This is a genomic window from Mesorhizobium sp. M5C.F.Cr.IN.023.01.1.1 (assembly GCF_003997585.1).
GTDB classification, from domain to species: Bacteria; Pseudomonadota; Alphaproteobacteria; order Rhizobiales; family Rhizobiaceae; genus Mesorhizobium; species Mesorhizobium wenxiniae.
This window is the reverse complement of sequence record NZ_RZSU01000006.1, coordinates 55,440-69,557: the sequence shown is the minus strand read 5'-3', so window position 1 is coordinate 69,557 and position 14,118 is coordinate 55,440. Positions and strand designations below refer to the sequence as shown.

General features: G+C 62.7%; 11 protein-coding genes. 3 read left to right on the top strand and 8 right to left on the bottom strand.

Annotated elements, in window-relative coordinates; genetic code table 11:
• The first annotated feature begins 259 nt into the window (after window positions 1–259).
• Window positions 260–1,306: a DNA polymerase III subunit delta gene (gene holA / locus EOA78_RS04375; protein WP_127314032.1), complete on the top strand. Its 1,047-nt coding sequence runs from the start codon at window positions 260–262 to the stop codon at window positions 1,304–1,306.
• A gap of 312 nt (window positions 1,307–1,618) precedes the next feature.
• Here holA and EOA78_RS04370 read toward each other — a convergent pair whose 3' ends face one another.
• From EOA78_RS04370 to mnmE, 5 genes are all read right to left on the bottom strand, one after another.
• Window positions 1,619–2,503 (bottom strand): ParB/RepB/Spo0J family partition protein, encoded by an 885-nt coding sequence (locus EOA78_RS04370; protein ID WP_127314031.1) that lies wholly within the window; start codon window positions 2,501–2,503, stop codon window positions 1,619–1,621.
• 48 nt (window positions 2,504–2,551) lie between these two features.
• Window positions 2,552–3,352 carry a ParA family protein gene (locus EOA78_RS04365; protein WP_127314030.1) on the bottom strand — a complete coding sequence of 267 codons (801 nt, stop codon included), beginning with the start codon at window positions 3,350–3,352 and terminating at the stop codon, window positions 2,552–2,554.
• Between the two features lie 36 nt (window positions 3,353–3,388).
• Complete coding sequence (rsmG, locus tag EOA78_RS04360; RefSeq protein ID WP_127314029.1) at window positions 3,389–4,024, bottom strand: 16S rRNA (guanine(527)-N(7))-methyltransferase RsmG; 636 nt, start codon at window positions 4,022–4,024, stop codon at window positions 3,389–3,391.
• Window positions 4,021–5,895, bottom strand: a complete 1,875-nt coding sequence (gene mnmG, locus EOA78_RS04355; protein WP_127314028.1) for a tRNA uridine-5-carboxymethylaminomethyl(34) synthesis enzyme MnmG — start codon at window positions 5,893–5,895, stop codon at window positions 4,021–4,023. The genes rsmG and mnmG overlap by 4 nt, the downstream gene beginning before the upstream one ends.
• 417 nt (window positions 5,896–6,312) lie before the next feature.
• Window positions 6,313–7,635, bottom strand: coding sequence for a tRNA uridine-5-carboxymethylaminomethyl(34) synthesis GTPase MnmE (gene mnmE, locus EOA78_RS04350; RefSeq protein WP_127314027.1), 1,323 nt, complete (start codon window positions 7,633–7,635; stop codon window positions 6,313–6,315).
• Window positions 7,636–7,698: 63 nt separating this feature from the next.
• On the opposite strand from mnmE, the gene EOA78_RS04345 reads away from it, so the two are divergent.
• Entirely contained in the window at window positions 7,699–9,720 is a 2,022-nt protein-coding gene (locus EOA78_RS04345) for a thioredoxin domain-containing protein (RefSeq protein WP_127314026.1), read from the top strand.
• Between the two features lie 25 nt (window positions 9,721–9,745).
• On the opposite strand, the gene rho is transcribed toward EOA78_RS04345, so the two are convergent.
• The 3 genes from rho to hemE all read right to left on the bottom strand — a co-directional run bounded on the left by rho (window position 9,746) and on the right by hemE (window position 12,841).
• Window positions 9,746–11,011 carry a transcription termination factor Rho gene (rho, locus tag EOA78_RS04340; protein WP_027153631.1) on the bottom strand — a complete coding sequence of 422 codons (1,266 nt, stop codon included), beginning with the start codon at window positions 11,009–11,011 and terminating at the stop codon, window positions 9,746–9,748.
• 262 nt (window positions 11,012–11,273) lie between these two features.
• Window positions 11,274–11,816, bottom strand: coding sequence for a protoporphyrinogen oxidase HemJ (hemJ, locus tag EOA78_RS04335; RefSeq protein ID WP_127314025.1), 543 nt, complete (start codon window positions 11,814–11,816; stop codon window positions 11,274–11,276).
• Window positions 11,813–12,841 (bottom strand): uroporphyrinogen decarboxylase, encoded by a 1,029-nt coding sequence (gene hemE, locus EOA78_RS04330; RefSeq protein ID WP_127314024.1) that lies wholly within the window; start codon window positions 12,839–12,841, stop codon window positions 11,813–11,815. The genes hemJ and hemE overlap by 4 nt, the downstream gene beginning before the upstream one ends.
• Window positions 12,842–13,244: 403 nt before the next feature.
• Here hemE and EOA78_RS04325 point away from each other — a divergent pair, with 403 nt between their 5' ends.
• Window positions 13,245–14,066 (top strand): pyruvate, water dikinase regulatory protein, encoded by an 822-nt coding sequence (locus tag EOA78_RS04325; protein ID WP_029348035.1) that lies wholly within the window; start codon window positions 13,245–13,247, stop codon window positions 14,064–14,066.
• Window positions 14,067–14,118 lie beyond the last annotated feature (52 nt).

The window sequence follows — 14,118 nt, the reverse complement described above, 5'->3', positions numbered from 1 at the left end:
CCGGGTTTCCCGCCAGATTGGACAAGGCCTCGGATTGAGCGGCTAGGCTAGCGCGCGGCCTTTCCTTCTCCCCCTGTGGGAGAAGGTGTCGCCGAAGGCGACGGATGAGGGGTGTTCCAGCCTGACACCGACGGCACTCCGTCCAACACCCCTCTTCCGTCTTGGCGCTGCGCGCCAATCCACCTTCTCCCACAAGGGGAGAAGGAAAGGAGGAGCGGCGCCGTTCACCCCGCGCCCGCATTCATGCTAACCAGAGCCCATGGCACAGAAGAAAGGTTATGAGGTCGATTCGTGGCTGGCGCGGCCGGATCCGCGCATCTCGGTGGTCCTGCTCTATGGTCCCGATCGTGGGCTCGTCGCCGAGCGGGCAAAGGCCTTTGCCGGCAAAACCGGCCTGCCGCTCGACGATCCGTTCTCGGTGGTCAGGCTGGACGGTTCGGAAGTCGATCGCGACGAGGGCCGCCTGCTCGACGAAGCGCGCACCGTGCCGATGTTTTCGGACCGGCGGCTGCTATGGGTGCGCAACGCCAGCGGCCAGAAGGCGCTGGCCGACGACGTCAAGGCGCTGACCGCGGAGCCGCCGCGCGACGCCATCATCCTGATCGAGGCCGGCGACCTGAAGAAAGGCGTTGGGCTGCGCGCCATCGTCGAGGCGGCGGACATTGCCATGGCCTTGCCGTGCTATGCGGACGAGGCCCGGGACATCGACACGGTCATCGACGACGAATTGCGCAAGGCCGGCATGTCGATGACGCTGGAGGCCCGCCAGGCGCTGCGCCGCAACCTCGGCGGCGACCGGCTGGCCTCGCGCGGCGAGATCGAGAAGCTGGTGCTCTACGCCCACGGCCAGACCGAAATCGGCCTCGACGACGTCAAGGCGACCTCGGGCGACGTCTCCGGTCTGTCCTTCGACGACGCCGTCGATGCCTTGCTCGAGGGCAAGGTCGGCGATTTCGACATTGCCTTCACCCGCCACTGCCAGTCCGGCGGCCAGGCTTTTCTGGTGCTTTCCTCGGCGATGCGGCAGCTGCAGGCGATCCAGGCGATGCGCTGCCTGATGGACACCGGCGGCCGCAACGCCGCTTCAGTCGTTGCAGCGGCGCGCCCGCCGGTTTTTTTCTCGCGGCGCAAGCTGGTGGAGAAAGCCCTCGAACGCTGGAACAGCGAGGCGCTTGCCCGCGCCTTGACCCGATTGCAGGCAGCGGTCCTGCAGACCCGCCGGCGGCCGGATCTTTCAGTCGCGCTGGCACGGCAGGCGCTGCTCGGCATTGCCGTGGAAAGCGCCCGGCTGGCGCAGCGTAGCTGATCTCCACCCCTTGAGGGGGAGATGTCGCCGAAGGCGACAGAGGGGGTCGCAGCGCTTGGAACGCCGACATCTTCTTCGCTTCCGAAAGGCCGGCGCTTGATGTGAGACGACGCCTTCTGGCCTGCCGGCCATCTCCCGCTCAAGGGGGAGATCAGCAGCCTCGGCGATTTCGCCAATCATCAGCGCTGAAAAGGAAGGGCTGGCAATCGCCAGCCCCCGTTGCGTTGCCAGGACGAAGATGTCAACCTAAGCCGTGCTTAATCTTGAGCCATAAGATTATTTGCCGGCTAAAAACACGGGTACCTCAAGCACCTACCGCTCCTGCTTTAACCGACGGCAGAGCTCGTCGAGCTGCTCCAGCGTCCGGTAAGCGACGCTGATCACGCCGCCGCGTTCCTTGTGCTCGATCGTGACGATCATGCCGATCGTGCCGGTCATCAGCTTTTCCAGCGCCAGCGTATCGGCATCCTTCTGTGCCGGTCCTGCAGGCTGTCGCTTTACCGTTGGAGCGCCGGCCGGCATCTGCGCCAGCGCTTCGGCCTGGCGCACCGAAAGCCCGTCCTCGACGATCCGCTTGGCCAGGCCCGCCGGGTCTTCCGCCGTCACCAATGTGCGGGCATGGCCGGCCGACAGCGCGCCATCGACAAGCATGTCGCGAATCACGTCGGGCAGCTTCAAGAGCCTCAGCGTATTAGCGACATGGCTGCGGCTCTTGCCGATCACCTGGCCGAGATCGGCCTGGGTGTAGCCGTGATCGTCGATCAGCTGCTGGTAGCCCATCGCCTCCTCGACCGGGTTGAGGTCGGTGCGCTGGACGTTTTCGATGATCGCCAGTTCGAGCGCGGTGCGGTCGTTGACATCGCGCACGATGATCGGGATCTCGACCAGCCCGGCGCGCTGCGCCGCGCGCCAGCGCCGCTCGCCGGCGATGATCTCGTAGCGGCCCGGCTGTGTCGGTGACGGCCGCGCCACCACCGGCTGCACCACGCCATGTTCGCGGATCGACTGGGCAAGATCGGTGAGGTCGGCGTCGCCGAAATGCCGGCGCGGATTTTTAGGATTCGGGCTCAGGAACTCGATCGGCACCTTGCCATCGGCATTCATGCCCTGCTTTTCCACTGCTGCCGGACGATCGATTTCGCCGATCAGCGCGGCCAGTCCCCGCCCCAGTCTTTTTCTCGAAAGGTCTTCACTCATCGTCTGTCCAGATCGTTTCGCTATCGAATCAGCTTCTTGGCGGCAGCATTAGGCGGCGCGCAATTTGCGCTCGCGGCGGATCACCTCGGAGGCAAGCTGCAGATAGGCCTGGCTGCCGGAGCATTTGAGGTCGTAGAGGATCGCCGGCTTGCCATAGGATGGCGCCTCGGAGACCCGCACATTGCGCGGGATGATGGTTTCGTAGACCTTGTCGCCCATATGCGCGCGCACATCCTGCACCACCTGGTTGGCAAGGTTGTTGCGCCCGTCGAACATGGTCAGCACGATGCCCTGGATCGTCAGATCGGGATTGATCGAGCGGCGGACCTGCTCGACCGTCTCCAGCAACTGGCTCAAGCCTTCAAGCGCGAAGAACTCGCACTGCAGCGGCACCAGCACCGAATCGGCCGCCGCCATCGAGTTCAGAGTCAGAAGATTGAGCGACGGCGGACAATCGATCAGCACATAGCCGAAATTCGCCGAGCGCTCGGCCGAGGCGCGCAAGGCGTTGCGCAGCCGCAGCACCCGGTCCGGCGCCGACGCGATCTCCATTTCGATGCCGAGCAGATCGAGCGTTGACGGCACGATCGACAGGCCCGGCACTGCCGTCGGGATCGCCGCCGCCTCCAGATCGAGCTCGCCGGTCAGCACGTCATAGGAGGAAACGGTGCGGTCGCGCCGGTCAATGCCGAGGCCGGTGCTGGCATTGCCCTGCGGATCGAGATCGACGATCAGCACCCGCTCGCCGATCGCCGCCAGCGCCGTGGCGAGATTGATGGCCGTCGTCGTCTTGCCGACGCCGCCCTTCTGGTTGGCTACTGTGATGATTCGGGGGCCATTCTTCATCATGGATCTATGCCAGAAATTCATTCCGAGGTCGCCGATCTAAGACAGTTGGCGCAAATCAGACAGTTCGAGGATGACCCCATGATCGTCGGTCGCGCTGGCATGTTCTACCAGATCGAATGACCATCGTTGAGCGCTTTCTGCCACTTCGGCCCGGTAATCCCGGCCTTTGTGGAACAGGCCGCACGCGCCCGCCGTCAACCACGGCGCCGACAGCTCAAGCAGGACCGGAAGCGACGCCAGCGCCCTGGCCGTGACGATTTGTGGCGCCGAAACAAGCGGATAGGCGTCGTCAATGCGCCGCGCGATAATGCGGGCGGGCAGGCTGAATTGGCCAACGACCGCTTGCAGGAACGATGCCTTTTTCCGATTGCTTTCAACCAGATCGATGCTGGCGCCGTCACGCTCGGCGAGCAGGAAGGCAAGCACCAGACCGGGAAAACCGCCGCCCGAGCCCAGATCGACCCAGCGCTTCGCCTCCGGTTTGATTCGCGCAAGCTGCGCGCTGTCAAGGATGTGCCGGCGCCAGACATCGTCCTGCGTCGACTGCGCGGCCAGGTTTATTCGGCGGTTCCATTTCTGGAAAACGGTCTGGAAGTCGATCAGGCGGTCGAATGTTTCACGTGAAACCGGGCCGGCAGCCTCTTGCAGGCTCGCCCATGAGGCAGCGCTCACGCAACATTCCTTCGCGCGGCGGCCTCGGCGTTGCGGACATGCGCGACGATGATCGCCAGCGCCGCTGGCGTCATGCCTTCCATGCGTTGCGCATCGGCGATGGAGCGCGGCTGGCGCGCCAGCATCTTCTGCTTCAGCTCGTTGGATAGGCCCGGAACAGAAGCAAAATCGAGCGAAGCCGGGATCAGCCGGCTCTCTTCATGCCTGATCTGCGTGACATCCGCCCGCTGCCGGTCGAGATAGACCGAATATTTCGCTTCCGTTTCGAGGCGCTCGGCCGTGTTGGCGTCGATTGCCGCAAACTCCGGCGCGATTCGGGCCAGCCAGGCGACATCGACGCCCGGATAGGCCAGCAACTCATAAGCGGAGCGGCGCACACCGTCCCTGTTGATCTCGAGCCCATGACGTGCCGCCTCGTTGGGGGTCATAGTCGTGCCAAGCGCAACCTTGCGCGCCTTTTCAAGGTCCTGCACGACATCGCTAAACCGTTGCATCCGTTGCCGCGAGGCGATCCCGAGCTTCGTGGCCATCGGCGTCAGCCGCTCATCGGCGTTGTCAGCCCGCAGCGACAGCCGGAACTCGGCCCGCGAGGTGAACATGCGGTAGGGTTCGGCGATGCCGCGGCTGGTCAAATCGTCGACCATCACCCCAATATAGGCCTCGGTGCGGCTGAGCACGATCTGATCGCTCGTCGATGCCTGCCGCGCGGCGTTGAGGCCGGCGAGCAGCCCCTGCGCCCCGGCCTCCTCGTAGCCGGTAGTGCCGTTGATCTGTCCAGCCAGGAAAAGACCCCCAATCCGCTTGGTTTCCAGCGTCGGCTTGAGCTCGCGCGGATCGACATGGTCGTACTCGATGGCATAGCCAGGCTGCAGCATGGTGGCACGCTCGAGGCCGGGAATGGTCTTCAGAATGTCGAGCTGCACGTCCTCGGGCAGCGAGGTCGAAATGCCGTTCGGGTAGACGGTGTCGTCGTCCAGCCCTTCCGGCTCGAGGAAAATCTGGTGGCCCTCGCGGTCGCCGAACTTAACGATCTTGTCCTCAATGGACGGGCAGTAACGCGGCCCTACCCCTTCAATCGAGCCGGAATACATGGCGGAACGGCTCAGATTGGCGCGGATCAGCTCATGCGTCGCCGCAGTCGTGCGCGTGATGCCGCAATGGATCTGCGGGTTGTCGATGCGGTCGGTCATCAGCGAGAACGGCACCGGATGCTCATCCGCCGCCTGGCTCTCCAGCGACGCCCAATCGATGGTTCTGCCATCCAGCCGCGGCGGTGTGCCGGTCTTCAGCCGCCCGAGCTTGAAGCCGGCACGGCTCATCGTCGCCGACAGGCCGAGGCTGGCCTGCTCGTTCATGCGGCCGGCGACGATCTTCTTCTCACCGATATGGATCAGCCCGCGCAGAAAGGTGCCGGTGGTCAGCACCACGGCGCCACAAGCAAGCCTGCGACCACCAGCCAGCAGCACGGCCGCGATGCGCCCATTGTCGATTTCGAATTCCAGAACCTCGCCCTCGACCACATCGAGACCGGCCTGCTCGCGAATCGCCGCCTGCATGGCGAGCCGATACAGTTTTCTGTCCGCCTGCGTCCGCGGCCCTCGAACCGCCGGTCCCTTACGCCGATTGAGCAGGCGGAACTGGATGCCGGCCGCATCGGCGACGCGGCCCATCAGCCCATCCATGGCATCGATCTCGCGAACCAGATGTCCCTTGCCGAGCCCGCCGATCGCCGGATTGCAGGACATGACGCCGATCGTCTCGAAGCGCAGCGTCACCAAAGCCGTTTTCGCGCCGGCGCGCGCGGCAGCGCTGGCCGCCTCGCAACCAGCATGGCCGCCGCCCACCACAACCACATCATAGTGATCGGTCATTTCAGAATCCCGAATTCAAGTCGACCGACACATGTCGCCGAGAGCCTTCGCTGTCAAGGACGCTCGACGAATCGTTTCACGTGAAACAATGCTAACTGATGCGTTGGCACCCGTGATTTGGCGAGTGGCAACCAAAATTCATCGCAGAGTATCACGAAGGGTTCGAGATTGGCCAAAGCGCATTTCTTCCTTCGTCATCTTAGGGCGGAGCAGGAGCGGAGCGACGTCGCGGAGACGCTGGGCATGCCGTTACCTCACGGCAGTGCTCCGTCGGACCAGAAGGGGGTTACCCTCACCGCCTACGCCAATCACAGACGTTCGAGATTGCGGTTGAGGCCGGGGCTCATCTTGGCCGTCAACGCTCAGCGTTTCACGTGAATCAAACGAGGCCGGCGAGCCTGCAATGTTTCACGTGAGTCATTTTCCAATGCAGAACTGCGAAAAGATAACGTCGAGCATTTCCTCGACGTCGACAGCCCCGACGATCCGGCCAAGCCTATCTGCTGCCAGCCGCAATTCTTCTGCCCGCAGCTCCTGCCCGCGCTCATCCTCAGTCCCTGCCGCGAGCAGGAAGCGCTTCGTCTCGTTGAGAAGCTCGACGTGCCGCAGCCGCGACGGCAGGATATCGCCGGCCTGGCCGATCTGCGCTGCGGCCCGATGACCGATCTCCGCCAGCAACTCCGCCAGCCCGGCGCCGTCCCTGGTCGAGATAACCGCATCGTAGCGCGTCGCGAGCGATTTATCCTGCAGCAGATCGGCCTTTGTCCCGATCCTCAACGACGGAACATCGGCCGGAACTGCACCGATCGGGACCGGGTCCACCATATCCTCCAGCACGAGCAACAGATCGGCAGTCCCGGCCTTGCTCCTCGCCCGTTCGATGCCGATCGCCTCGATCCTGCCGGGTGTCTCGCGCAGGCCGGCGGTATCGGTCACTCTTACCCGCATCCCCTCCAGGTCCAGCACCACTTCGAGCAGATCGCGGGTCGTGCCCGGCTCTTCCGTGACGATCGCCGCTTCGCGCTGGGCCAGCGCATTGAACAGGCTTGACTTGCCGGCATTTGGCGCGCCGAGGATGACGACCTCGAACCCGTCGCGGATGATCTCGGCGGCCCGGAACCCTTGGATATGACGTTCGATCTCGTCGACCATCGCGCGGACATCCGACCAGACCGTCTCCTCAACCGAACCCGGCACATCGTCCTCGTCGGCAAAATCGATTTCCGCCTCGATCATAGCCCGGGCATGAATGAGCTGACCGCGCCAGCCGAGATAAAGCTCGCTCTGTGCACCCTCGGCATTCTGCACGGCAAAGCGCCGCTGCGCCTCGGTTTCGGCGTTGACGAGATCGGCCAGCGCCTCGGTCTCGACCAGATCGACCTTGCCGTTGAGAAAGGCGCGCCGGGTGAACTCGCCCGGCTCGGCATGCCTGACACCGTCGAAGCCGGCGATCGTCTCCAGCATCTTCGCCACGACGGCGCGCCCGCCATGGACATGGAACTCGGCGATATCTTCGCCAGTGAAGCTGCTAGGGCCGGCAAAGAAAAAGACCAGCCCGCTGTCGAGCACCGATCCGTCGGGCGTCCTGAACTTGCGATAGGTTGCAACACGGTTGCCAACCATTGAACCGGCAATCGTTTCGACGACGAATCGACTTTGCGGGCCGGAAATGCGGATCACGGCAACGCCGGCAGGCAGGCGACCGCTCGACAGCGCAACAATGGAATCACCTGAAATCATTTGCCGACCCAGCACAACCGCCCTAGCTTCGCTTATTCATCGACAATTGCCGAGTTATCGACCGTGACATTGCCCGCGCAAAATCTGCTTGCCGAAGAGGCCAGCCCCTATCTGCAGCAGCATAGCGGCAACCCTGTGCATTGGCGGCCATGGTCGCCGGCGTCGCTCGCCGAAGCAAGGGCGCTGAAGCGGCCGATCCTGCTCTCGGTCGGTTACGCCGCCTGCCACTGGTGCCACGTCATGGCGCACGAAAGCTTCGAGAACGAAGATGTCGCCGCCGTCATGAACCGTCTCTTCGTCAATATCAAGGTGGATCGCGATGAGCGGCCGGACATCGACCAGATCTATATGGCAGCACTGTCCTCAATGGGCGAGCAAGGCGGATGGCCGCTGACCATGTTTTTGACGCCGGACGGAAAGCCTTTCTGGGGCGGCACCTATTTTCCCCGCGAAGCCCGATACGGCCGGCCGGGCTTTGTCCAGGTGCTGGAGGCGGTCGACAAGGCGTGGCGGGAGAAGAAAGAAAGCGTTAACCAAAGCGCCGACGGCCTGACCACGCATGTCGAGGCGCGGCTGGCGGGCACGCATGCCAAAGCCGTGCTCGATCGCGACACGCTTGCGACGCTCGCCAACGGCATCGACGGCATGATCGACAGGGATTTGGGCGGCCTGCGCGGCGCGCCCAAATTCCCCAATGCGCCGTTCATGCAGACGCTCTGGCTATCCTGGCTGCGCGATCGCCACACAGCCCATCGCGACGCGGTCCTGCTCAGCCTCGAAAAGATGTTGGCGGGCGGCATCTATGACCATATCGGCGGCGGGTTGAGCCGCTACTCGACCGATGCCGAGTGGCTGGTGCCGCATTTCGAAAAAATGCTTTACGACAACGCGCAGCTCATTCGGCTGTGCAATTGGGCTTATGCCGCGACCGGCAACGAATTGTTCCGGGTACGAATCGAAGAGACGATCAACTGGCTCTTGCGCGAGATGCGCGTCGACGGCAGTGCATTCGCTGCCAGCCTCGACGCAGACAGCGAAGGCGAGGAGGGACTGTTCTACACCTGGAGCAGGGATGAGATAGAAACTGCTCTTGGCGACGAATCAGCATTATTTTTCAAGCACTTCACAATTGCCGCCCCGCATGGCTGGGAGGGCAAGCCGATCATCCACCAGACCGAAGCCCAGCAAACGCAAAGCGTGGCCGATCGCGACCGGCTCGTTCCACTGACAGAAAAATTGCTGGCAACCCGGGAGCAGCGCGTCAGACCCGGGCGCGACGGAAAAATCCTGACCGACTGGAACGGCCTGGTGATCGCTGCTCTCGCCGAAGCCGGGCGCGCCCTGAAAAGGATCGATTGGATCGAGGCGGCGGAACAGGCCTTTGCTGCCATTGCCAGCGCTGGTCGAGACAGCCGCTTGCCGCATTCGATGCTTGGCGCAAAGAAGCTCTTTCCTGCGCTGTCGAGCGACTACGCCGCCATGGCTAACGCTGCGATCTCCTTGTTCGAGGCTACCGGCACATCGAGCTATGCTGAACTGGCCGGCCAATTCATCGCGCAGCTCGACCAATGGCACCGCGACGACGATGACAACACCGGCTACTACCTCACCGCGTCGGACAGTGCCGACGTGCCGATCCGCATCAGGGGCGATGTCGACGAAGCCATTCCTTCAGCCGCCGGTCAAATCATCGAGGCCATGGTCCGATTGTCCTCGCTTTCCGGCGATCTTGAATTGCAGGAAAAGGCCTGGAAGGTCGCCGAACACGCGGCCGGCCGGGCACAGCACCAGGCCTATGGCCAGGCGGGCATCGTCAACGCCTGCGCCTTGGCGATCGAGCCGTTGAAACTGGTGCTGGTGGACAACCCGGAAAATCCCCAGCTTGTTCCGGTTGCGAATCGAAATCCGGATCCGCGCCGGATCGACACAATCGTGCCGGTCGGCTCGGCAACAAACCTGCCGATGCTGCCAGGCGGCGTTCTACCGCCAACCGACAGGGCAGGCGCCTGGCTTTGTACAGGGCAGGTCTGCCTGCCTGTGATAACGGACGCTGAGGAGCTCGAGCGGCAGTTGCGGCGCGGATAGGTGAGGGGCTGCCTCGCCTGACCCCTTACGTGTTCATCGAATCGAAGAAATCCGCATTGGTCTTGGTCTGCTTGAGCTTGTCGATCAGGAACTCGATGGCGTCGGTGGTGCCCATCGGCGCCAGGATGCGGCGCAGCACGAAGATCTTCTGCAGATCCTGGCGGGCGACCAGAAGGTCTTCCTTGCGGGTGCCGGACTTGAGGATGTCCATGGCCGGATAGATGCGCTTGTCCGCCACCTTGCGGTCGAGCACGATTTCCGAATTGCCGGTGCCCTTGAACTCTTCGAAGATGACCTCGTCCATGCGGCTGCCGGTGTCGATCAGCGCGGTGGCGATGATGGTCAGCGAGCCGCCTTCCTCGATGTTGCGGGCGGCACCGAAGAAGCGCTTCGGCCGCTGCAGCGCATTGGCATCGACGCCGCCGGTCAGCACCTTGCCGGATGACGGCACCACGGTGTTGTAGGCCCGGCCAAGGCGGGTGATCGAGTCCAGCAGGATGACGACATCGCGCCCGTGCTCGACCAGGCGCTTGGCCTTCTCGATCACCATTTCGGCGACCTGGACGTGGCGCACCGCCGGCTCGTCGAAGGTCGAGGAGACGACCTCGCCCTTCACCGAGCGCTGCATATCGGTGACTTCCTCCGGGCGCTCGTCGATCAGCAGCACGATCAAATAGCATTCCGGATGATTGGTGGTGATCGAATGGGCGATGTTCTGCAACAGCACCGTCTTGCCGGTTCGCGGCTGCGCCACGATCAGGGCGCGCTGGCCTTTGCCGAGCGGCGCCACGAGGTCGATGACGCGCGCCGAGATGTCCTTCGAGGTCGGAACATCCATTTCCATCTTCAGCCGCGAGGTCGGATAAAGCGGCGTCAGGTTGTCGAAATGGATCTTGTGGCGGATCTTTTCGGGGTCGTCGAAATTGATCGTGTTGACCTTGAGCAGCGCGAAATAGCGCTCGCCTTCCTTCGGGCTGCGGATCGGGCCTTCGACGGTATCGCCGGTCTTCAGCGAGAACCGGCGGATCTGCGACGGCGAAATATAGATATCGTCGGGGCCCGGCAGGTAATTGGCATTGGCCGAGCGCAGGAAGCCAAAACCGTCCTGCAGCACTTCGACCACACCGTCGCCGATGATCTCGATATCCTGGGTCGCCAGCCGCTTCAGGATCGCGAACATCAGCTCCTGCTTGCGCATCACACTGGCGTTCTCGACCTCGAGCGATTCGGCATAAGCGATCAGCTCTGGCGGTTTCTTGTTCTTGAACTCGGTGAGTTTCATTTCTTGCATCATTAGACGGACTCTGAGTGACTAAGCATGGGGAAAATATCGGCGGGATGCGACAAATGCCGGGCGCGGCCGAAGCGATGAATGGGGCGGCGCATGACGGGAAGGAAGACCCGTCTTTTATCGTCGGTCGACTAAAAGAGCAAGCCGCCTTTTGTGAGCGCCGCTCGTCTCTCTCGACGCGCAAAGGACGCTGTAAGACTCTTTGAGTTCCGCATCGTCCTTTCCGAAAATCGATCCCAATTTTCGGGTCGATGCGGTGGCATCAAAACGGCTTCACGATGACCAGCACGACGATGACGATCATCAGCAATGTGGGGATCTCGTTGACGATCCGCCAGTGCCTCGCCGGTTTTTCATTGCGGTCCTCGGCGAATTTGCGCACCGCGCCGGCCAGATAGCCATGAACGGCCGAGAGCCCGAGCACCGCGGCGATTTTGGCATGCAGCCATCCGCCCTGAAAACCAAAGCCTTTCCAGGCCAGCCAGAGCCCGAATACCCAGGTGATGATCATGGCCGGATTGATGATGCCGCGCAGCAGCCGGCGCTCCATCACCTTGAAGGTTTCCGACTGGACGGAGCCTTTCTCCGCATCGGCGTGATAGACCAGCAGCCGCGGCAGATAGAGCATGCCCGCCATCCAGGAGATGACGGCGATGACATGGATCGCCTTTGCCCAGGGATAGAAATCATCTGGCCCAAACTGGAACAGAAGCCCAGCCAACACGAGGAAAACCGCAATCGCAATCGCCGCGCGGCGCATTGCGCCAGCACCACCTTCCGCGGTGCCATTCCCCATCATCGTCATGATGCGCTCCGCACCAGTTTCACCATCGCCTCGACATGAGCGATCGGCGTTTCCGGCGTGATGCCGTGCCCGAGATTGAAGATCAGCGGTCCATCGCCCAGTGCTTTCAAGATAGCGTCGACGCCTTCGGCTAGAGCCTTGCCGCCGGCCACCAGCCGTAACGGATCGAGATTGCCCTGTAAGGCGCCGTCGCGCTGCAGTTCCTTTGCCGTCGTCAACGGCACGGTCCAGTCGAGCCCCAGCCCCGTCACACCGGTCTTCTGGCGATAGCTCCGGTAGTGGGCGCCGGCGCCCTTGGGAAACCCGATGATCGGAACGTTGGGATGCACGGCCCGTACCTGCCTGACGATCTCCGCCATCGGCCTGACACAAAAGGCCTCGAAAGACACTTCGTCGAGCACGCCGGACCACGAGTCAAAAACCTGCACCACATCGGCGCCTGCTTCGATCTGGCGGATGAGATAGGCGGCCGAGTGATCGACAAGTACCTTCAGCAGCTGCAGGAAAGCCGCCGGCTCGCGATAGGCGAACAGCCGCGCCGGCGCCTGGTCTGAGGTGCCGTGGCCGGCGATCATATAGGTCGCCACCGTCCACGGCGCGCCGCAGAAGCCGATCAGCGTCGTTTCATCAGGCAGTTTGGTCCGCAGCCGTCTGACCGTCTCGTAGACCGGTTCGAGATTCACGTGAAACGTTTCGCCGTCGAGAGCCGCAATCTCCGCCTCCGAGATCGGCGTCAACAGCGGCCCGCGTCCCTCCTCGAAACGCACGTCGCGGCCCAGCGCATGCGGTACAACCAGAATGTCGGAAAACAGGATCGATGCATCGAAGCCAAAGCGTTCTATCGGCTGCAGCGTTACCTCCACAGCAAGATCGGGATCGTAGCAAAGATCGAGGAACGATCCGGCCCGCCTGCGTGTCTCCCGATATTCCGGCAGATAGCGGCCGGCCTGGCGCATCATCCAGAGCGGCGGCGGAAACGCAGCCTTGCCCTTCAACACGTCCAGCATGATCCGGTTTTCGGGCATTCAGCGCTCGCCTCTCCAGGCTTCTCTATAATTAAATATTCTATTTCTAGGAATCTTATGATTCTAAGAGTCTGTTGGTATCGGTGGTTGTCTCCTGTCCCGCTTTGCCCCGGAAAATGCCAGCCAGCATATTGTCGCGTGCTTCTTCTGCCGGATAGGAGGGGATTGGGGACAGTTGGAAATTTCGGACTTGAATCAACGCTTTATGGCCCGCACAAAGAAAACGGGCCTGTGGATGAGGCAGAGTCAAAAAAGCCCGTCCCCGGACTTGTCCCCAGCCGCCCAACGAAGCCGACAGCGCATCGAATTGTGGACAAACTGGCATCTGATACAGTCGCCCCGAACCGGCCAATCTTTCCGACCGACCTTATCCACATTGGCCCACAGCTTGGAACGAACCCCTGTGAACAAACCTCAGAGCTTCTTTCACCTTCACCTGATTTCCGATGCCACCGGTGAAACGCTGCTGGCGGCCGGCCGCGCGGCCTCCGCGCAATATAAGGATGCGCGCGCCATCGAGCATATCTACCCGCTCATCCGCACCGAAAAGCAGGTGACGAAAGTGTTCGAGGACATCGAGGAGGAGCCAGGCATCATCCTCTATACGGTCGTCGACCAAAAGCTCGCCCGCGGTATCGACGAACGCTGCGCCGCCATGGGCCTGCCTTGCGTCTCCGTGCTGGAACCGGTGCTGACTGTGTTCCAGTCCTATCTCGGCACGCCGGCCGGCCGCCGCGTCGGCGCCCAGCATGTTCTCGACGCCGAATATTTTCGCCGCATCGACGCGCTCAATTTCACCATGGAGCATGATGACGGCCAGCTGCCCGCCAATATGGACGACGCCGACATCGTGCTCGTTGGCATTTCGCGCACCTCGAAGACGCCGACCAGCATCTATCTCGCCAATCGGGGCATCAAGACCGCCAACATCCCGATCGTGCTCGGCGTGCCGGTACCGGAAAGCCTGGTCAACGCCACGAAACCGCTGATCGTCGGGCTGATCGCCACCGCCGAGCGCATCTCTCAGGTCCGCCAGAACCGCATCCTCGGCAACACCAGCGCCTACGAGCCGACCGACTATGTCGACCGCGCCGCGATCGCCGAAGAGCTCGCCTATGCCCGCCAGATCTGCACCCGGCATGGCTGGCCGATGATCGACGTCAGCCGCCGCTCGATCGAGGAGACGGCGGCGGCTATCGTTGCCCTGCGCGGCAAGACGCGCTAGGGCGTGTGATATTCAGGCGATGCCGGCCTGCAAACGGCGGCTTCCTGCACTT